The sequence below is a fragment of the Streptomyces sp. NPDC002994 genome (genome assembly GCF_040611155.1).
In the GTDB taxonomy this organism is placed as follows: Bacteria; Actinomycetota; Actinomycetes; order Streptomycetales; family Streptomycetaceae; genus Streptomyces.
On sequence record NZ_JBEXNQ010000010.1, the window covers coordinates 125496 to 144061 of the forward strand.

Here is an 18566-nt window from a genome sequence, read left to right on the forward strand (position 1 = left end):
GCCGGTAATTAAAAAAGCCGAAATGAAGCCGGCCGAAAGGTTTGAATACCTGTGGGCCGGGCGCTTCGAAGTGGCTGCAGTCCGCGCCAAGAAGGCGTGGACGGGGCGGGGCGACGAGAATCGTGGCCGACCGCTCATGAGTCGGCCGCGCGATAGGGGCGACCGAGTCGGGGCAACGATTCAAAGCAACGAGACGGGGCCCGCACCCTCAGGTGCGGGCCCCGACCGTGTAGAACGCGTCAGCGTCAGGCGGGAACGATGTTCTCGGCCTGCGGGCCCTTCTGGCCCTGCGTGACGTCGAAGGTCACCTTCTGACCTTCCTGAAGCTCACGGAAGCCCTGGGTGGCGATGTTGGAGTAGTGGGCGAAGACGTCAGCGCCGCCACCCTCCTGCTCGATGAAGCCGAAGCCCTTTTCAGCGTTGAACCACTTCACGGTGCCAGAAGCCATGTCATTCTCCTTTGGAGCAGTGCCGGGGCCCGCCCTGTGCGGACTCCGAGTCGCGTTGCCGCGATGATTGCCCCGTCCGGAATAAAGCACCGGAAATACGAAAGTGCGCCCGCGGCAACTGAGCCACGGGAGCACTTGAAGTTTGGGAACCACAACTGCAACTGAGATCAACAGTAGCACGGTGCGGCGGACGTGCCAGGGGTCTTTCGTCACATCCGCCGTGGCGCCATAAACTCTCCGTGCGAGCCGCTTTAAATTCTGCAGCTGCCGCACTAGATATTTTGTTCCTGCCCCTCGCGCGGGCCGGGCTCGCGCAGTTGCTCGTTCATGCGCAGGGCCTCTTCCAGCTGGTCCTCGAGAATGACGATCCGGCAGGCGGCGTCGACGGGGGTGCCCTGGTCGACCAGCTCGCGGGCCCGGGCGGCGATCCGCAGCTGGTAGCGGGAGTAACGGCGGTGGCCGCCCTCGGAACGCAACGGGGTGATGAGCCGTGCGTCGCCGACGGCCCGCAGGAACGCCGGGGTGGTGCCGATCATCTCGGCGGCCCGGCCCATGGTGTAGGCGGGGAAGTCGTCGTCGTCGAAGCGGTCGGCCTTGCTGGTCCGATGAGTCTCGGCGGTCACTTGCACCATCTTCTGTAGCACTTGCAGTGGACACTACGAGTGTGGCATGTCTGCTCCGGCCGTGACAGATTTCCCCCCTCCGGCGCACCGGTACGGATCCACCCCGGCATGCCGCGGGCACTATGGAGGAAGTGGTGGAGGAAGCGGCACGCGGGCGTCCATCGGGCGTACATCCGTACGGCGCTGGATGTCTGTCCGAGGGGGCGCAACGTGTTGGAAACCGTGTGGTGGGATGCTCAGGTGCCCCGACGTGCGCACGAGGCGTGGGAGCAGGCGGCTTGACCAGCAAGGATGGGTAGGAAGACGACATGGATAAGCAGCAGGAATTCGTGCTCCGTACGCTGGAGGAGCGCGACATCCGGTTCGTACGCCTGTGGTTCACCGACGTACTCGGCTTCCTGAAGTCGGTCGCGGTGGCCCCGGCCGAGCTTGAGCAGGCGTTCGACGAGGGCATCGGCTTCGACGGCTCCGCGATCGAGGGCTTCGCCCGCGTGTACGAGTCGGACATGATCGCCAAGCCGGACCCGAGCACCTTCCAGATCCTGCCGTGGCGGGCCGAGGCCCCCGGCACGGCCCGGATGTTCTGCGACATCCTGATGCCGGACGGCTCGCCGTCCTTCGCGGATCCCCGGTACGTACTGAAGCGCATCCTCGCCAAGACCTCGGACCTCGGCTTCACCTTCTACACGCACCCCGAGATCGAGTTCTTCCTCCTGAAGAACAAGCCCCTGGACGGCACCCGGCCCACCCCCGCCGACAACTCGGGCTACTTCGACCACACCCCGCAGAACGTCGGCATGGACTTCCGCCGCCAGGCGATCACCATGCTGGAGTCGATGGGCATCTCGGTCGAGTTCAGCCATCACGAGGGCGCCCCCGGCCAGCAGGAGATCGACCTCCGTTACGCCGACGCCCTCTCGACGGCCGACAACATCATGACGTTCCGCCTGGTCATGAAGCAGGTGGCCCTCGAACAGGGCGTACAGGCGACCTTCATGCCGAAACCGTTCTCCGAATTCCCGGGCTCGGGCATGCACACCCACCTCTCGCTCTTCGAGGGCGACCGCAACGCCTTCTACGAGTCGGGCTCGGAGTACCAGCTCTCCAAGGTCGGCCGCTCGTTCATCGCCGGCCTGCTTAAGCACGCCGCGGAGATCTCCGCCGTCACGAACCAGTGGGTCAACTCCTACAAGCGCATCTGGGGCGGTTCCACCCGCACCGCAGGCTCCGGCGGCGAGGCCCCGTCGTACATCTGCTGGGGCCACAACAACCGCTCCGCGCTGATCCGCGTCCCCATGTACAAGCCGGGCAAGACCGGCTCGGCGCGGGTCGAGGTCCGCTCGATCGACTCCGGCGCGAACCCTTACCTCACCTACGCCGTCCTGCTCGCCGCCGGCCTCAAGGGCATCGAGGAGGGTTACGAGCTCCCGCCGGGCGCCGACGACGACGTCTGGGCCCTGTCCGACGCCGAGCGCCGGGCGATGGGCATCGAGCCCCTGCCGCAGAACCTCGGCGAGGCCATCGCCCTGATGGAGAGGAGCGAACTGGTCGCCGAGACCCTGGGCGAGCACGTCTTCGACTTCTTCCTGCGCAACAAGAAGCAGGAGTGGGAGGAGTACCGCTCCGAGGTAACGGCCTTCGAGCTCCGCAAGAACTTGCCGGTGTTGTAGCGGCACCTCGTGATGCGTAGGGCCGGTGGCGTCATGCTGCCGGCCCTACGCCGTTGCGGCCGCTGGTCACCTTCTTCAGGCGGCGGTCGTTGATGTCGTTGCTGGCCCATGCCCGCCATCCCGTTGCCGCCCCGCTCGATGATGAATCCGTACGCCGGCTGCTTGAGCGGGTCGTGGTCCGGGGCGGCGAGCGGCTGCTTGATCTTGGGTGCGGGCAGGGGGAATGGCTCGTACGGGCGCTGGTCGCGCATCCGGGGGCTACCGCCGTGGGGGTCGACGTATCGGCGGCGGGGGGGGGGCCACGCATGTCTTCGGTGGGCTGATGGGCACGCTCGCCGCGGCCCGCAGGCATCTCGCGCCGGGCGGGCGGGTGGTTCTTGGTGACGCCTGCTGGGAGGCGGAACCCAGCGCCGAGGCGCGGCGGATGCGCACCGTGGATCGCGTCGTCGCGGGCGGCTGGACTCCCGTGTACGGGCACATCAGCACCCGCCAGGAGCTGGACGACTACGAGTGGCGGTGGACAGGAGCCCTCGCCGAGTGGGCCCTGGGCCACCCCGGCGACCCCCTCGGCCAGGACGCCCTCGCCGCGGCGGGCCGGCATCGGGCCGAGTGGCTGCACGGGTATCGCGGCTCCTTCGGGTTTGTCGCGCTGGTGCTGCGCGCCACCCCGCAGGCGGTCAGGCCCGGTGCGGCGTCCGGCCCTGGTACGGCGCTCCGCCGAGTGGGACCCTTTGGGTGATGGCACCAGGAAGGTGGCGAAATGTCCGCAATCAAGGAAACCATCGACATCGCGCGCCGCCCCGAGGACGTCTTCTCCTACGTGACCGACCCATCGCACCTCCCCGAATGGCAGGAGAGCGCGGTGGCGGTACGCCAGGTGGACGAAGGGCCTCTGACCGTGGGCACGCGCGTGGTGGTCACCCGCCGGGTCGGTCGTCGGGAGATCCCGATGACCATGCAGGTGGACGAGCTGGAAGCGCCCCGGAGCTGGCACATGCACGGTGTCGACGGCCCTGTCAGAGGAGATGTGACAGGCACGATCGAGCCGCTCGGTGACGGTGAGCGCTCGCGCCTGACCCTGTCCCTCGACTTCGAGGCGCACGGGGTCGGAAAGCTGCTCGTTCCGCTCGTCGTCCGTCCGCAGGTGCGCAAGGAGATGCCGAGGAACGAGGAGAACCTGAAGCGCGTGCTCGAAGGGAGCGCATCGGCCTGAGTCAGCTGAAGAGCCAGCGCGTTTGGCTGTAGACGCCCTTGCCGAAGCCGAAGGCCGTCGATGGGGCGACACGGAATACCACCGCCCGGTCGCCCTCGCCGTAGAACGCTCCGTCGCGTACGTCGAAGTGCCAGTCCGGGCCGTACTTCGTCTCGTACGCCGCGGCCAGGCGGCGCAGTCGCGCTTCGTCCGTCTCCCGTGCCGCCTTGCCCTCGACCACCAGGTCGAAGCCCTCGCGCAGGGTGTTCGCGCCCGTGGTCAGGACGACGTGCGGGTTGGCGGCGAGGTTCTTCGCCTTGCGTTCCGCCGGGCCCGTACAGAAATACAGAGCCTCGTCCTGCCAGACGGCCAGCAGCGGGGTGACGTGCGGGCGGCGGTCCGGGCGTACGGTCGTCAGCCAGAACAGCTCCGCCTCTTTCAGGCGCTCCACCGCGTCGGACCAGGCGGTCGGGGTCGCGTCCTTCTCGCTGTAGCGGGCGTCCAGCCGGGTCTCCGGTTCTGGAGTGTGGTCGTCCATGGTGTGGCTGCCTCTCCCTCGCGGTCTGTCTCTCCGTACCTCTTAGGAAGACAGACCGCGCGGGGGAGCGAAACTCAGCGGACTTCCGTCACCGGGTTGGTGGTGACCGGCGTCGGGCCCACCGGCTGCCAGGCGGAGGCGCCCTGGCCGGTCCAGTAGAGGCGGCCGTCCAGCGCCACCGCCGCGACGGAGGTGCTGCCCGTCGGGTCGGTGGTGATCGCGGGGGCTCCGCCGAAGAGGAAGTTGCCCTGGTTCCAGCGGGGTACGCCGGTCGAGCCCGGGGGCAGGGGCAGCACCGCCGTGCCGAGCCTTCCGGATCCGTCGCGGGCGGCCAGCAGCGTCTCCGTGGCGCTCACCGGGCCGAAGCCGGCCCGGCCGCCCAGGTCGGTGACCTCGGCCGTCGGCGCCGCGGCGGTCACCGCGCCCCCGGCCGCCCCGGCCGCCCCGGCGGCGAAACGGGCGGCGAGGACGGCGCCGGAGCCCGGCTTGCGGAAGTACAGGCGTACGCCGTCGCCGTCCGGGCGGGCCGTCGGCGGCAGCGGGGTCGCGGGCAGCGCGGTGGGAACCGGGCCGCGCATCGGGGCGCCGGGCGCGTCCTGGGTCCAGACGACGGTCGAGGTGAGGGTCTGCGCGAAGACGTAGGCGCGGCCCGCGCTGTCGAGGGCCGCTGTCGGGTCGCCGAACAGCTGCTGACCACCCAGCGCCTGCCAGGGGGTCCAGCTCCCGTCGGGGAGCTGCGTACGCGAACTGAGTGCGTGGCCGCCGTCGCGGAGGTAGACCGTCGCGCGGCCCTCGCGGTCGACCGTCACGGCCGGGGCGCTGATGTCCAGGGAATCGGGCGCGTGGGCGGACTGCGGCATGCCGAGTGACTGCCAGACGCCGAAGGGGCCGCCCACGGTGCGCTGCACGGCGGTGACGACATCGCGGCGGTAGCCGACGGGGCCCTCAAAGGAGGTGCGGGTGCCGAAGAGGGCTATTCGGCCGTCGGGCAGCTTCTCGGACGTGATGCCGCTGTCCAGGCCGGTTCCGCCGAGCAGCGTGGGGCCGGTCCATGCGGGCTCGGCTGCGGCCGGGGACGCGGCCTGGGGCGCATGATCGGACGCGTGATCAGACGCGTGATCGGACGCGGGCTGGGCTGCGGCCCCGGTGCCCGTGCCGGTCCCGGATCCGGGACCGGTCCCGGCCTGCTTGCCCGGCTCGCGGTGCCAGACCGCTAGGCGCGTGTCCAGTACCGAGAACGCCCACAGCTCGCCCTCGCGCGCGCCGCTCTGGAGCCACGAGGTGCTGTTGTTGCGCGAGTGGCGGATGCCGTACACCCAGCCGGGGCCCGTCGGCCGCCCCGCCACCTTGCGGTCGCCGCAGCCGGCCTCCGCGTCGCAGTAGTTGTTGGGGTAATCGGTCCAGGCGTACGTCCTCAGGGTGTCCAGCTTCTCCCGCACCGCCTCCGGGCCCAGGACGTGCGGCAGGCTGCCGTTGAGGTAGCCCAGGTAGTTCTGGACGGTGAAGTGCGGGTGGCCGCCGGCCTTGCCGTACTCGGTGAGCGCCAGCTGGGCGAACCTGGCGCCGTACATGTGGTCCTGGTGGTCGGGCAGCATCTGCGGCGTGGACTCACGGCCGTTCGTCGGGTCGAGCATGCGTACGAACGTCGGCTCGAAGCGCCGCAGCAGCCCGGAGATGGTCTGGACGAGCTCTTCCTTGGAGTACGAGAAGTCCTCCGTGACCGGGGTGTCGGACGACAGCTCCGACTCCAGCTCCGCCACCTGGCCGTCCCACAGCCCGTGCAGGCTGTGCGGCCGGTTCGCGGCGCTGGCGCCCGCCTCGTGCAGCTGCAGCCAGACCAGGCTGACCTCGGGGCGCGCCTTCAGCGTGTCGAGCTCGGCCCAGCCGCCGCCGTCGGTACGGATCGCGGAGCGCTGCCACGGGCTGGTGCGGTCGCCGGTGGCCATCTCGGCGTACGCGGCACGTATGCCGTTCTGCCGGGCCTCGGCGTACCGCTCCTTGTCGGGGGCGGGGAGCGGGACGCCCTGGTTCGCGCCGCCGCGGAAGGAGTTGACGCCGTCCGCCTCGCCGGCCGTCAGGTAGACCGAGGTCAGGCGCTTGCCGGTGCGTATGGACTGGCTGAGGTCGGGGTTCATGAAGAACAGGTCGTCGTCCGGGTGGGAGACGATCTGCACCACGGACTCCGCGGCGGCACGCACGGGCTCGGCCCTGCCGGCTTCGCGGGCCGTGTCTGTCCTGTCTGTCGTCACCGTCCTGGCTGCCTCCTTGGGACCGGAGTCCGCCAGCGGCACAGCGGGACGGGCGAGCTGGATGCCCGTCACCGTCAGCAGCAGGGTCGCGAGTACGACGCTGGGCAGGCTGCGGCGCGGCAGGCGGAAGGTACTACGGGCCCTGGGCGGCATAGGAACGGTGCTTTCGGTGTGCGGCGGTACGGCGTACGGGATGGGGTGCGCCCAGGACGGCGCTGGTCATCGCGCTGACTGTGGAGCAGAAGTGAAGAGGGTTTCACGTGGGATCCGGTTCATCGACACCGGGAACCGGTGATGTTGCGGATCTCACTGGCCTTCTGCGTCACAGCCCTTCCGGCGGCTGGGCCGCAGGCCGCCGCGCCGCTCCTGCGGATAGGCTCGGGAGCCGGACCTGGACAGGACCTTGACCGGACGGTTGTACGGACAGGTGTACGGACCGTGGGACGGCCGGAGCGGGAGGCAGAATGTCGGCGCCGGGGCGCAGGAGCAGTACCTTCACTCGGCTGCTGAGGCACGGTTTCACCGATCCGTCCGCCGCCGAGCGGCTGCTCGGCGCGCCTGAGCTGGCCGCCGTACGCAACGACCCGGTGCTCCTCGACGCGCTCGGCGCGACCGCCGATCCCGATCTGGCGCTCCTCGGGCTCGTACGGCTGGTGGAGGCGCAGGGCGACGACGAGCGGCGCGTCTTCCTCGACACGCTCGTCACCGCCAAGCCGCTGCGTGACCGGCTGCTCGGCGTGCTCGGCGCGTCCGAGGCGCTCGGTGATCATCTGGCGCGGCATCCGCGCGACTGGCACGCGCTCGTCACCTACGAGGCGGCGGATCTTCATCCCGGGGTGGCGGAGTTCGAGCGGGGTCTCGCCGACGCCACCGACCCGGTGTCGCTGCGGGTCGCGTACCGGCGGTGCCTGCTGTCGATCGCGGCGCGCGATGTGTGCGGTACGACGGATGTCGCGCAGGCGGCGGCCGAGCTGGCCGACCTGGCGACGGCGACCCTGCGCGCCGCGCTCACCATCGCCCGCAAGGCCGCTCCGGAGGACGCCGCGATGTGCCGGCTCGCGGTCGTCGCGATGGGCAAGTGCGGTGGGCACGAGCTGAACTACGTCTCCGACGTGGACGTGATCTTCGTGGCGGAGCCGGTGGAGGGGGCACTGCAGGGGGCGGCGCAGGGCGCCGACGAGGACCACGCCCTGCGCGCCGCGACCCGGCTCGCCTCCCACCTCATGCGGATCTGCTCCGAGACGAACATCGAGGGCACGATCTGGCCGGTCGACGCGAACCTGCGGCCCGAGGGGCGCAACGGTCCGCTGGTACGGACGCTGTCCAGCCACCTCGCGTACTACCAGCGGTGGGCCAAGACGTGGGAGTTCCAGGCGCTGCTCAAGGCGCGGGCGGTGGCCGGTGACCTGGCGCTGGGCGAGGCGTACGTCAAGGCCGTGTCGCCGCTCGTGTGGCAGGCGGCCGAGCGCGACAACTTCGTACCCGACGTACAGAAGATGCGCCGCCGCGTCGTCGACAACATCCCGGCCGCGCAGGTGGAGCGCGAGCTGAAGCTCGGGCCCGGCGGGCTGCGCGACGTCGAATTCGCCGTACAGCTTCTGCAGTTGGTGCATGGGCGGAGCGACGCGACGCTGCACCAGGGGTCGACGCTCGGGGCGCTGCAGGCGCTCTCGGCCGGCGGGTACGTGGGGCGGGCGGACGCCGTGCAGCTCGACGAGGCGTACCGCTTCCTGCGCGCCATGGAGCACCGCATCCAGCTGTACCGGCTGCGCCGCACGCACCTCGTGCCGCAGGACGAGGCCGACCTGCGGCGGCTCGGGCGCTCGCTCGGGCTGCGCACGGATCCTGTCCCGCAACTGAACCGGGCGTGGAAACGGCATGCCGCGGTGGTGCGCCGGCTGCACGAGAAGATCTTCTACCGGCCGCTGCTCGACGCGGTCGCGCAGCTCGCGCCCGGCGAGATCCGGCTCAGCCCGAAGGCGGCCGGACAGCGGCTCGAAGCGCTGGGTTACGCCGATCCGGCCGCCGCGCTGCGGCATCTGGAGGCGCTGTCGTCCGGCGTGACGCGCAAGGCGGCCATCCAACGGACCCTGCTGCCGGTGCTGTTGGGGTGGTTCGCGGACTCCGCCGACCCGGATGCCGGGCTGCTCGGGTTCCGGAAGGTGTCCGACGCGCTGGGCAAGACGCCGTGGTACCTGCGGCTGCTGCGGGACGAGGGCGCGGCGGCGGAGAACCTGGCGCGGGTCCTGTCGGCCGGGCGACTGGCCCCTGATCTGCTGCTGCGGGCGCCGGAGGCGGTGGCGCTGCTCGGCGATCCCGAGGGGCTGAAGCCGCGCGGGCGGGCGCATCTGGAGCAGGAGGTGCTGGCCGCGGTCGGGCGTGCGGACGGCGCGGAGACGGCGGTGGCGGCGGCGCGCGGGGTGCGGCGGCGGGAGCTGTTCCGTACCGCCGCGGGCGACATCATCGGATCGTACGGAACCGAGGAGAGCCCGGCGGAACCGGACCCGGGCGCGCTCGTCGACCGCGTCGGCAACGCCCTGACCGACTTGAACGCCGCCACGCTGGCGGGCGCGCTGCGGGCCGTCGTGCGGGAGCGGTGGGGGGACAGGCTGCCGACGCGGTTCGCGGTGATCGGGATGGGGCGCTTCGGCGGCCACGAGCTGGGCTACGGCTCCGACGCGGACGTGCTTTTCGTGCACGAGCCGTGGGAGGGCGAAGACGAGCAGGAGGCGGCGCGGGCGGCGAACACGGTGGTCGCGGAGATGCGGCGCTTGCTGCAACTCCCCACGTCCGACCCGCCGTTGCTGATCGACGCCGACCTGCGGCCGGAGGGCAAGAGCGGGCCGATGGTGCGTACGCTCGCCTCCTACGCGGCGTACTACCGGCGGTGGTCGCTGGTCTGGGAGAGCCAGGCGCTGCTGCGCGCGGAGCCGATGGCGGGGGACGAGGAGCTCGGCCGGCGGTTCGTCGAGCTCGTCGATCCGCTGCGGTATCCGCGGGCGGGGCTCGGTGAGGACGCGGTGCGGGACATCCGGCGGCTCAAGGCGCGCATGGAGTCCGAACGGATGCCGCGCGGGGCGGATCCGACGCTGCACGCGAAGCTGGGGCGGGGCGGGCTGAGCGACGTGGAGTGGGCCGTGCAGCTGGTGCAGATGCGGCACGGGGCGGCGGAGCCGGGCCTGCGGACCACGCGCACGCGGGAGGCACTGGCCGCCGCCCGGACGGCGGGCCTCATCGCGGCGGACGAAGCGGCGGTGCTGGAGGAGGCGTGGGTACTGGCGACCCGGGTGCGCAACGCGGTGATGCTGGTGCGGGGGAGGGCGGGCGACACGTTTCCCTCGGACGGGCGTGAACTGGGGGCGGTGGCACGGTACTTGGGGTACGAGGCGGGGCACGTCGGAGACATGCTCGACGACTACCGGCGCACGACGCGTCGTGCGCGGGCAGTCGTCGAGGAGCTGTTCTACGGGACGGCGTAGGGATGGGGATGTGGTGCGCATGGTGTGGCTCCGCTGCGGGGGGCTCCGCCCCAGACCCCGCTCCTCCAGGGTGTGGTCCCGCCAATTTCACAGCTTGCCGTAGACGACTCCACGCCAGGTCCACCCCGCGGCCAGGACGGTGTCCTGCAGGGGGCCCTTCAGGTCGGAGCTGTCGAAGGTGAACGTCTCGGTCGCTTCGAGGCCGCCGTCTTCGCCGCGGCCGAGCGTCCAGCTCTTGGAGACCGTATGTACCTGGCCGCGTTGGGCCTCGGCCGAGAGGGCGAGTCTGGGGGTGTCGCCGACCCACGTGACCTCGTACTGCTGGTCGAGGGAACGGGCTTCGTTCTTCTCCGGGACCAGGCGCATACGGACCTGGAACACTCGGCTCACCTGGTTGCGGACGAAGAAGGTCTGCCAAGCCGGGTCCAGGATGCGCCACTCGGCCACCAGGTCGGCGCCCTCCTCACGGCCGTCCCTGATGACGTACGGGACGTCAGGGCGATTGAGGCCGAGCAGAGCCGCGTGGACCTCAGCCGCGGATCGCGGGGCGACACCGTCGGCGGGGCGCTTGGTTCCGGTCAGCTTGTCGAAGAGTCCCATGAAATCAACCTATGAGTAGTCGGTTTTGCCGGTGCAAGGTATGGCTTCCGCGGGTGCGCTACGAAGCCGCGCCGGTGTCCGGGCGGACTGTGCGCACGAAGTCCTGGAAGTCGTCCAGGACGTCGGGGTGCTGGGACGCGGTGGCCGTCAGGACCAGGCGGATCACCGCCCGCTTGCGCGGATCGGCGACGTCCAGCATGGACAGGTACACCTGGGACTGGACGAGGTCGCGGGGCACGCCGCCGACGACGGCCGCGACGGCCAGCGTCTGCGTGAGTCCGGGTGCGTCCGCGGAGCCGATCTCGCGGCCTCCGGTGACCTTGACCGACGTACCGGCCTGGCGCAAGCGCTCCACGGACTCGTGGGCGATCTCGGGCAGCGTCGCCGCGTCCGGACGGTACTCGCCGTCGATCGTGATGTTCGCGGTGAATCCCGCGTCCGGTTGCGGATGCAGCGCGACGAACGCCGCACCCGGTGCGCCGACTTCGTCCGGCGGTGCGGCGCTCCAGCCTTCCGGCAGTTCGAACTCGATCGGTACGGGCAGGGTCGTGGGCATCTCGGGCCCTCCTTACTACGGCGGTGTGCCTACGGCAGTGAGTCTGCGGCAGCGTGCGTCAGAACAGGCTGCCGACCCCATCGCCGACCCACTCGGCCGCATCACCAACGGCGTTGGCCGCATCGCTCGCGGTGTCGGCGATCTTCCCCGGATCAACGGTGACCTCGAGGCCCACCTCACCGCCGAGCCCAGGGGCAACGCCCACCTTCCCGCCGAGGTGCCACTTGCCATCCGTGCCCTTGCCGAGAATCGCCTCGGCCCCGGCCCCGGCGCCGGCCCCACCCTCTACCGTACCGCCCACTCCGATGCCGCCGATGTCCGCGCCCCCCGCAGCGCCGGCCTTCGCGCCGGCGAACGCCTCCGCGCCCGCGTGCAAACCATCGAGGCCGGCCCCGGCGCTGACGCCGGCCTCGGCGCCCGCCTTGGCCTCCGCCCGTCCGTACACCCCGACTGGGCCGGCGTCGGCGGTGCCCTTGGCCGAGGCTTCGGCGCCCGCGAAGGCAGTCGCCTCGCCCTTGATGCCTTCATGGGTGATGCCGCCGGCCGCGGAGGTCTTGGCGCCCACGTAGGCTTCAGCCTCCCCGGCAAGCTTCATCGGGCCGTTGGTGAGCGAGCCTTCCGCGCTCGCGCGGCCGAGGTCGGCATGCGCTTCGGCCTCGGCCAGCTTGCCGCTGGCGGCGTCGGGCCCGGTTGCCGATGTCCCGACGCCGGGGCCGGAGGCTTCGGCCTCGCTTTCGGCGACCCACCCGTCGGTCTTCGTGCGGGCGTCCTTCTTCTTCAGCTCGGCCGCGCGGGTGGCGTCGGCGTCGGCGAGGGAGGTGACAACCTTGGGGTTGAAGTCGCTTCTGCTTCCGCCGAGATCGCGGCGCAGGGCCCAGCAGGCGGTCTCGTCGGCGTCGGCGGCGCGCTGCAGGACGCGTTCCATGCGGCGGGCGAATGCCTCGCAGGCTTCCTGCTGTTCGCGGATGGCGGCCTGGCCATCAGGGTCGTGGCGGGCGCCGGTGTCCTGGGAGAGGTCGTGGCGCGGGGTGACGGTGCCGGTGGCGCTGACGTGGAGGTCCTGCTCCTTGGCCTCGACGTCAGCGAGGCGGTGGAGGTCGTCCTTGGCCTTCTTCAGCTCGGCGTGCAGTGACGTGAGAACGCCGGCGATGCCATTCGCCTCCCTGTGGGCGCTCTCGAACTGCTGCCGGGCGGCGTGTACGTCGTTGTCGGCCTTGGCCGCCGTCAGGACCGGCTGGGCCCAGCCGGCCTGCCGGAAGGGGCGGACGACATGGTCGCCGTACGTGCTGTGCAGCCGCTTGAACTTGGTGGCGGTCTCTTCCCAGCGGTCAGCGGCCGCTTTGAGGTTGCTGACGTTGAGGTGGTACAGCTGCTCGTACGTCGGCATGAGCTGGGCGAGTCTCCCGTGAAGTCGTGATTCTTGTCAGGCTGGCGCCGTGGCGCCGTGGCGCTGTGGCGGTGGGTGGAGGGCCTGGTTCAGCCGAAGTCACTCGACAGAGAGCGCGTGTTCGCGGCTTCGGTGCGCTGATACAGCATTCCCGAACCGCCGCACTGGCCGGCGAGGCGGTCGCAGTCGGCCGTGAGTGCGGAGACCTGGGCTGACCAGGTCTCCGCCAGGCCGGTAAGCGCCCCGTCCAGCCCGCCGTCCCAGTTGCCGGTGCCGAAGTCCCGGGATGCCGAGTGCGTCTCGTCCACCGGATGAGCGCCGGCAGTTCGCGTCTGCCCCGCGATCTCGCGCGCGCCGGTGCCCGCACGACTGAGCGCTACCGGATCCTCGATTTCCGTCCCGGCTGACACGCCATATCCCCATGTCTTTTACGTTCCACATGGAGCGGAAGGTATCGATGGTTGACGCGAGCGCGTCGACAGCGAGTGAGTATAGGCCTAGCTACTCACCGGAGTTGAGTGAGCTCCCTCAGGAACGCGTGTGCTGCTGGCACTGGCCTGGCGATTTCGAGGGCTGCCGCACTGTGCCGAAGACGCCGCCGCACCGGAAGCGACAACCGCGGCGATTACAGCGGGAACGGGAAACACAAGTCCCACGGCCTGCTTCGACACCCGCGGCCGACATCGGGATCTCCGCCGCCCGGCCCGGCCGCTCCTCCCAGATCACCACCGCCCGCACAACGACATCACCCCGCTGATCGCCGCCGAACGTGCCGCCTGCGGGCACGCCTTCGCCCACGTGAAGAACTGGCGCATCCTGGCCAAGCCTCAGCCCCTCCGGCGTTTGAGGAGCGGGGTCTGGGGCGGAGCCCCACGCGCCGGAGCCGCGCAATGTCGCCGGGGGAAGGGGCGGGGTGGGGAACACGCCCCGCGCAGCGTTACGCACCCACTCGCAGCAGCGTCCGGCAGTGTGCGATGAAGCCCTCCAGCGCCAGATCGAACGCCGCGTGCGTGCGGTCCGGGCCCGCCGCTGCCAGGGCGAGGGCCAGCCCCGGCGTCGCCGTCTCGTCCGGGAGTTCCCACATCGTCTCCGGCGCCGCCATGTCCAGCGCGGAGCCCAGTACCAGGTTCTCCAGCGCGCTGATCACGGCCATCACGTCCGCCGTCTCGAAGCCCGCGTCCAGCAGCAGCCCAACCGCCCGCTCGTACTGGTCGAGAACCTTCGGCGCGCGCACCGGCGAGGTCATGAGCAGCGGGATCGCCCGCGGGTGAGCGGCGAACGCCGCGCGGTACGAGCGCGCCCAGGCGGTCATCGCCGCGTCCCACGGCTCCAGCTCCAGGGTCGAGGCGTCGATGGCGGAGGAGACCCGTATCCGCAGCAGCTCGACGATCCCGTCCCGGCCGTCCACGTGGTGGTACACGGACCCGGTCTGCACCCCGAGCCGCCGCGCGATCTGCGGGACGCTGAACTCGCCCTGCTCGTCGACGAGCTCCAGCGCCGTCGTGGCGATGCGCTCTTTGTCCAGGAGCGGTGTGCGCGGCCGGCCCATGTCGGTCCCCTCAGTCTCAGGTCAATCCCAGGTCTTCCCGGATCCCCGTCGGGAGGCTACATTGCCCGAAACCGAAAACCGAAAGCCTTTAGGTTTTCGGCGTGACGGTCGTGTCGCCCCTGCCTCCCCGCCTGCCGCAGAAGGGCCTGTCCCCGCATGTCTGTGACCCCCAAGACCTCCCCGGAGAGAACAGGGCCGGCCACCCAGCCGCCCACCCTCCGCCGCGCCACCCTCGGCACCTCGGACGTCGTCTTCTTCGTCGTCTCGGCCGCCGCCCCGCTCACCGTCATGGCCGGCGTCGCGCCCCTCGCCATCATGCTCGGCGGCATCGGCGCCCCGGCCGGCTACCTGATGGCCGGCATCACGCTCGCCGTCTTCGCCGTCGGGTTCACCGCCATGACGCGGTACGTCCGGCACGGCGGCGGCTTCTACGCGTACATCACCCGCGGCCTCGGCCGCCCCGTCGGCATGGGCGCCGCGCTGCTCGCCATGATCGGCTACAACGGCATGGAGATCGGCGTCTACGGCCTGCTCGGCAGCGCCACCCAGGACACCGCCAAGTCCCTCTGGGGCATCGACATACCGTGGCTCCCGGTGTCCCTCGCCGGGCTCCTGCTGGTCTGGTACCTCGGCTACCGGTCCATCGACTTCGGCGCCAAGGTCCTCGGCGTACTGCTCCTCGCCGAGACCGGGATCCTGGTGCTGCTGGCGGGAGGCGTCCTCCTCGACGGCGGCGCCCACGGGCTCTCCGCCGACTCCTTCACCACCGGCAACATGTTCGGGCCCGGCATGGTCGCCGTACTCGCCATGGCCTTCGCCGCGTTCACCGGCTTCGAGTCCACGGCCATCTACCGCCGTGAGGCCCGCGATCCCAGCCGTACGATCCCGCGCGCCACCTACATCGCCGTCGGCTTCCTCGGCCTCTTCTACGCCTTCGTCGTCTGGACGGTCATCCAGGCGTACGGCTCCGCCAAGGTCGTCCAGGCCGCCACCGACGACGCCGGCGGGCTCTTCTTCACCGCGATCACCACGTACGTCGGCGGCTGGGCCGCGGACCTGATGCACATCCTCATCGTCTCCAGCGTCATCGCGTCCCTCCTCGCCTTCCACAACGCCATCAACCGGTACGGGCTCTCCCTCGCCGAGGAAGGCGTCCTGCCCGCCCTGATGGGCAAGGTCCACCACCGCCACCGCTCGCCCTACCTCGCCGGCGCCGCGCAGACCGTCCTCGGCCTGGTCGTCGTCCTCGGCTTCGCGCTGGCCGGGGCGGACCCGTACACGGAACTGCTGCTGTGGGTGAACACCCCCGGCATGATCGGCCTGATGGCGCTGCAACTGCTCGCCGCGATCGCCGTGCCGTTCTTCTTCCGGCGCATCAGCCACACCGAGAACATCTGGCGCACCACCATCGCCCCCGCCGTCGCCACCGTGCTGCTCACCGTCGCGCTCTACCTGGTGGCAACGAACGTCGAGCTGTTCACCGGCGCCACCCCGGCCATCAACATCACTCTCGTCGCGGTCGTGCCCGCCGTCTTCCTCATCGGCATCGCCATCGCCCTGCGCCTGCGCCGCAGCAGGCCCGAGGTGTACGCCGGCTTCGCCGCAGAACCGACCGAGTAACGAGCAAGGAAGCAGAAGAACGTGCCTGAAGCCGATCTCATCCTCACCGGCGCCCGCGTCCGCACCCTCGACCCCGCCCGCCCCGAAGCGACCGCCGTCGCCGTACGGGACGGACTGATCGCCGCCGTCGGCGACGCGTCGGACGTACGGGACTGGCGCGGGCCCGCCGCCGAGACCGTCGATCTGGCCGGGGCCACCCTCACCCCCGGCCTCGTCGACAGCCACAGCCACCCCGTGTGGGGCCTGGAGATGTCCACCGGGCTCGATCTCTCCGCCGTACGCGACCTCGACGCGCTGCGCGCCGCCCTCGCCGACGCCCGTCGCAACGCAGGCTGGATCGTCGCCTGGGGCCTCGACCACAACGCCTTCGGCGGCCGCCCCGTCGACCGCGCCCTCATCGAGGACGCCGTGGCCGGAGCCCCCACCTTCATCCGCCTCTACGACGGTCACTCGGCCCTGGTCAGTGGCGCCGCACTCCAGGCCGCCGGGATCACCGGACCCCGCACCTTCGCGCAGCGCTCGGAGATCGTCTGCGACGCCGAAGGCCGCCCCACCGGGCACCTCATCGAGCACGCCGCCATGGACCTCGTCGACGCGGCCGTGCCCAGGGCGTCGTACACCGAGCGCCGCGCCCGCCTCGGTGAACTCCTCTCCGCGATGGCCGCCACCGGCCTGACCGGAGCCCATGTCATGGACCTCGGCGGCGACTCCCTGGAGCTTCTCGCCGCCGTCGAGGAGACGGACGACCTTCCCGTACGGCTCCTCCTCGCCCCGTGGTGCATGCCGGGCGCGGGCGCGGCGGAACTGGAGGAACTCGTCGCCCTTCAGAAGCAGTCCGGCCGGCTCTGGCGCGTCGGCGGCGTCAAGTTCTTCATGGACGGCACGGTCGAGGGCGGCACCGCCTGGCTGGAGCACGCGGACTGCCACGGCCAGGGGACGGAGGCGTTCTGGCCGGACCCGGCGGCGTACACCGAGGCGGTACGCCACCTCCATGCGGCAGGCGTACGCACGGCCACCCACGCCATCGGTGACGCGGCCGTGCGCCATGTCCTGGACACCGTGGAGTCGCTCGGGGAGAGCGGGCGGCTGCGCCACCGTATCGAGCACATCGAGACTGTCCCCGAGGACCAGATCGCCCGCTTCGCGGAGCTCGGTGTGATCGCCTCGATGCAGCCGCCGCACACCGCGTACACCCGCGCCGACCACACCGACGAATGGTCGAAGCGGCTCGGTGACGAGCGGGCGGCCCGCGCGTGGCGCTGCCGCGATCTGCGGGACGCGGGCGCGGTTGTGGCCCTCGGTTCGGACTGGCCCATCGCGCACTACGACGCGCGTCAGGTGCTGGCGACCGCCCGTGCGCCGCGTGGCGCGGCTGAGGCGGGGCGCTCGCTGAGCGGCCTGATGTCTCTGGAGGGCTGTACGACGCACGCGGCGGTGGCGGCGGGTGAGCAGGCCGTGTCGGGTCGTATCGCGCCCGGTCTGCGGGCCGACCTGACGGCCTTCGGGCTGGACCCGGTCGAGGCGCCGGCTGACGAGGTGGCGCAGGCGCCGGTGCGTCTGACCGTGACCGGCGGCAGGATCACGCACCGGGGGTGAGGCCTCGGCTGAGGTTTTCCCCTACCCGCCCCTTCCCGAAGTCCTCAAACGCCGGACGGGCTGGATTTTCCAGCCCGTCCGGCGTTTCAGCAGCGCCTACGCCCGTACCGGCCACACCCGGCGGCGGCCCGTCCTGGGGCGGGACGCGTCCTCCGCGACCACCTTCGGCAGGTGGTGCGGAAGCCGGCCGTACCAGCCGCGGCTGAGCGCGTAGCCGAACGCCAGGCAGAGCAGGCCGCCGACCGCGTCCAGCCAGAAGTGGTTGGCGGTGGCGACGATCACGACCAGCGTCGCCGTCGGGTACAGCAGGCCGAGGACCTTCACCCAGGGGACGGAGGCCAGAGCGAAGATCGTCACGCCGCACCACAGGGACCAGCCGATGTGCATGGAGGGCATCGCGGCGTACTGGTTCGACATGTTCTTGAAGTTGCCGGAAGCCATCGAGCCCCAGGTCTGGTGCACCAGGACCGTGTCGATGAAGTGGTGCCCGTTCATCAGGCGGGGCGGCGCCAGCGGATACAGGTAGTAGCCGAGCAGGGCGATGCCCGTGGTCGCGAAGAGGACGAGGCGGGTCGCGGCGTAACGCCCGGGATGGCGGCGGAAGAGCCAGACCAGCACGCCGACGGTGACGACGAAGTGCAGGGTCGCGTAGTAGTAGTTCATGGACACGATCAGCCATGTCACCGAGTTGACGGCCTGGTTGACCGTCTCCTCGACCGCGATCCCAAGACTTTGTTCCGCCCGCCAGATCCAGTCCGCGTTGCGCAGGGCCGCGCCCCGCTGCTCCGGCACGGCGTTGCGGATCAGCGAGTACGTCCAGTAACTGACCGCGATCAGCAGGATTTCGAACCAGATGCGCGGGTGGCGCGGCGCGCGCAACCTCTTGAGAGCAGCGGACCGTGCGGACGGCTGCTGCTCCTCGTCCTCCGCAATGGGTGAGGGATCGGTGGCCGTCCGGCCTTCCAGTGTCTTCACGGTCGCGTCACCCATGGGGAGAGAGTCTGCCAGATGCGCACCACCCTTCCGATCATCCTCCGATCGGGTGACGCTTGCACGTG

At 70.8% G+C, this 18566-nt stretch carries 15 protein-coding genes and 1 pseudogene; 6 read left to right on the forward strand and 10 right to left on the reverse strand.

The features are described 5' to 3' along the window. Positions 1-245: 245 nt before the first annotated feature. Positions 246-449 carry a cold-shock protein gene (locus ABZX79_RS15920; protein ID WP_028811307.1) on the reverse strand — a complete coding sequence of 68 codons (204 nt, stop codon included), beginning with the start codon at positions 447-449 and terminating at the stop codon, positions 246-248. Positions 450-721: 272 nt separating this feature from the next. Next, a complete protein-coding gene (locus tag ABZX79_RS15925; RefSeq protein WP_355256804.1) occupies positions 722-1081 on the reverse strand; it encodes a MerR family transcriptional regulator in 360 nt (119 codons plus the stop codon). A gap of 299 nt (positions 1082-1380) precedes the next feature. On the opposite strand from ABZX79_RS15925, the gene ABZX79_RS15930 reads away from it, so the two are divergent. The 3 genes and pseudogenes from ABZX79_RS15930 to ABZX79_RS15940 all read left to right on the forward strand — a co-directional run bounded on the left by ABZX79_RS15930 (position 1381) and on the right by ABZX79_RS15940 (position 3955). Then, entirely contained in the window at positions 1381-2742 is a 1362-nt protein-coding gene (locus tag ABZX79_RS15930; RefSeq protein ID WP_069929022.1) for a glutamine synthetase family protein, read from the forward strand. 92 nt (positions 2743-2834) lie between these two features. Then, positions 2835-3409 (forward strand): annotated as a pseudogene (locus ABZX79_RS15935) (class I SAM-dependent methyltransferase); the annotation flags it as partial. Between the two features lie 93 nt (positions 3410-3502). Beyond that, entirely contained in the window at positions 3503-3955 is a 453-nt protein-coding gene (locus tag ABZX79_RS15940; RefSeq protein WP_355256807.1) for an SRPBCC family protein, read from the forward strand. 1 nt (position 3956) lies between these two features. On the opposite strand, the gene ABZX79_RS15945 is transcribed toward ABZX79_RS15940, so the two are convergent. Both ABZX79_RS15945 and ABZX79_RS15950 read right to left on the reverse strand, forming a co-directional pair. Further along, a complete protein-coding gene (locus tag ABZX79_RS15945; RefSeq protein WP_355256810.1) occupies positions 3957-4472 on the reverse strand; it encodes a pyridoxamine 5'-phosphate oxidase family protein in 516 nt (171 codons plus the stop codon). Positions 4473-4546: 74 nt separating this feature from the next. Continuing rightward, positions 4547-6874, reverse strand: a complete 2328-nt coding sequence (locus tag ABZX79_RS15950) for a PIG-L family deacetylase (RefSeq protein WP_355256813.1) — start codon at positions 6872-6874, stop codon at positions 4547-4549. Positions 6875-7185: 311 nt separating this feature from the next. Here ABZX79_RS15950 and ABZX79_RS15955 point away from each other — a divergent pair, with 311 nt between their 5' ends. Next, positions 7186-10200: a bifunctional [glutamine synthetase] adenylyltransferase/[glutamine synthetase]-adenylyl-L-tyrosine phosphorylase gene (locus ABZX79_RS15955; protein WP_355256816.1), complete on the forward strand. Its 3015-nt coding sequence runs from the start codon at positions 7186-7188 to the stop codon at positions 10198-10200. Positions 10201-10287: 87 nt separating this feature from the next. Here the strand turns inward: ABZX79_RS15955 and ABZX79_RS15960 are convergent, their stop codons facing one another. The 5 genes from ABZX79_RS15960 to ABZX79_RS15980 form a co-directional block, all read right to left on the reverse strand. Continuing rightward, a complete protein-coding gene (locus ABZX79_RS15960) occupies positions 10288-10800 on the reverse strand; it encodes a hypothetical protein (RefSeq protein ID WP_355256819.1) in 513 nt (170 codons plus the stop codon). 58 nt (positions 10801-10858) lie between these two features. Continuing rightward, positions 10859-11356, reverse strand: coding sequence for a hypothetical protein (locus tag ABZX79_RS15965; protein ID WP_355256822.1), 498 nt, complete (start codon positions 11354-11356; stop codon positions 10859-10861). 58 nt (positions 11357-11414) lie between these two features. Beyond that, entirely contained in the window at positions 11415-12743 is a 1329-nt protein-coding gene (locus ABZX79_RS15970; RefSeq protein WP_355256825.1) for a hypothetical protein, read from the reverse strand. Positions 12744-12832: 89 nt separating this feature from the next. Next, on the reverse strand, positions 12833-13153 hold the full coding sequence (locus ABZX79_RS15975; protein WP_355256828.1) for a hypothetical protein: 321 nt from the start codon (positions 13151-13153) through the stop codon (positions 12833-12835). A gap of 527 nt (positions 13154-13680) precedes the next feature. Beyond that, positions 13681-14292, reverse strand: a complete 612-nt coding sequence (locus ABZX79_RS15980) for a TetR/AcrR family transcriptional regulator C-terminal domain-containing protein (protein ID WP_355256831.1) — start codon at positions 14290-14292, stop codon at positions 13681-13683. Between the two features lie 156 nt (positions 14293-14448). On the opposite strand from ABZX79_RS15980, the gene ABZX79_RS15985 reads away from it, so the two are divergent. Beyond that, positions 14449-15912, forward strand: a complete 1464-nt coding sequence (locus tag ABZX79_RS15985) for an APC family permease (RefSeq protein WP_355256834.1) — start codon at positions 14449-14451, stop codon at positions 15910-15912. A 21-nt stretch (positions 15913-15933) separates the two neighbouring features. Further along, positions 15934-17508, forward strand: a complete 1575-nt coding sequence (locus ABZX79_RS15990; RefSeq protein WP_355256837.1) for an amidohydrolase — start codon at positions 15934-15936, stop codon at positions 17506-17508. 96 nt (positions 17509-17604) lie between these two features. Here ABZX79_RS15990 and ABZX79_RS15995 read toward each other — a convergent pair whose 3' ends face one another. Next, positions 17605-18498, reverse strand: coding sequence for a phosphatase PAP2 family protein (locus tag ABZX79_RS15995; RefSeq protein ID WP_355256840.1), 894 nt, complete (start codon positions 18496-18498; stop codon positions 17605-17607). Between the last annotated feature and the right edge of the window lie 68 nt (positions 18499-18566).

What these genes read in the sequence shown, in the direction of transcription:
- ABZX79_RS15920 (WP_028811307.1), bottom strand. Translation starts at nt 449, where the DNA reads ATGGCTTCTGGCACCGTGAAGTGGTTCAACGCTGAAAAGGGCTTCGGC.
- ABZX79_RS15925 (WP_355256804.1), bottom strand. Translation starts at nt 1,081, where the DNA reads ATGGTGCAAGTGACCGCCGAGACTCATCGGACCAGCAAGGCCGACCGC.
- ABZX79_RS15930 (WP_069929022.1), top strand. Translation starts at nt 1,381, where the DNA reads ATGGATAAGCAGCAGGAATTCGTGCTCCGTACGCTGGAGGAGCGCGAC.
- ABZX79_RS15940 (WP_355256807.1), top strand. Translation starts at nt 3,503, where the DNA reads ATGTCCGCAATCAAGGAAACCATCGACATCGCGCGCCGCCCCGAGGAC.
- ABZX79_RS15945 (WP_355256810.1), bottom strand. Translation starts at nt 4,472, where the DNA reads ATGGACGACCACACTCCAGAACCGGAGACCCGGCTGGACGCCCGCTAC.
- ABZX79_RS15950 (WP_355256813.1), bottom strand. Translation starts at nt 6,874, where the DNA reads ATGCCGCCCAGGGCCCGTAGTACCTTCCGCCTGCCGCGCCGCAGCCTG.
- ABZX79_RS15955 (WP_355256816.1), top strand. Translation starts at nt 7,186, where the DNA reads ATGTCGGCGCCGGGGCGCAGGAGCAGTACCTTCACTCGGCTGCTGAGG.
- ABZX79_RS15960 (WP_355256819.1), bottom strand. Translation starts at nt 10,800, where the DNA reads ATGGGACTCTTCGACAAGCTGACCGGAACCAAGCGCCCCGCCGACGGT.
- ABZX79_RS15965 (WP_355256822.1), bottom strand. Translation starts at nt 11,356, where the DNA reads ATGCCCACGACCCTGCCCGTACCGATCGAGTTCGAACTGCCGGAAGGC.
- ABZX79_RS15970 (WP_355256825.1), bottom strand. Translation starts at nt 12,743, where the DNA reads ATGCCGACGTACGAGCAGCTGTACCACCTCAACGTCAGCAACCTCAAA.
- ABZX79_RS15980 (WP_355256831.1), bottom strand. Translation starts at nt 14,292, where the DNA reads ATGGGCCGGCCGCGCACACCGCTCCTGGACAAAGAGCGCATCGCCACG.
- ABZX79_RS15985 (WP_355256834.1), top strand. Translation starts at nt 14,449, where the DNA reads ATGTCTGTGACCCCCAAGACCTCCCCGGAGAGAACAGGGCCGGCCACC.
- ABZX79_RS15995 (WP_355256840.1), bottom strand. Translation starts at nt 18,498, where the DNA reads ATGGGTGACGCGACCGTGAAGACACTGGAAGGCCGGACGGCCACCGAT.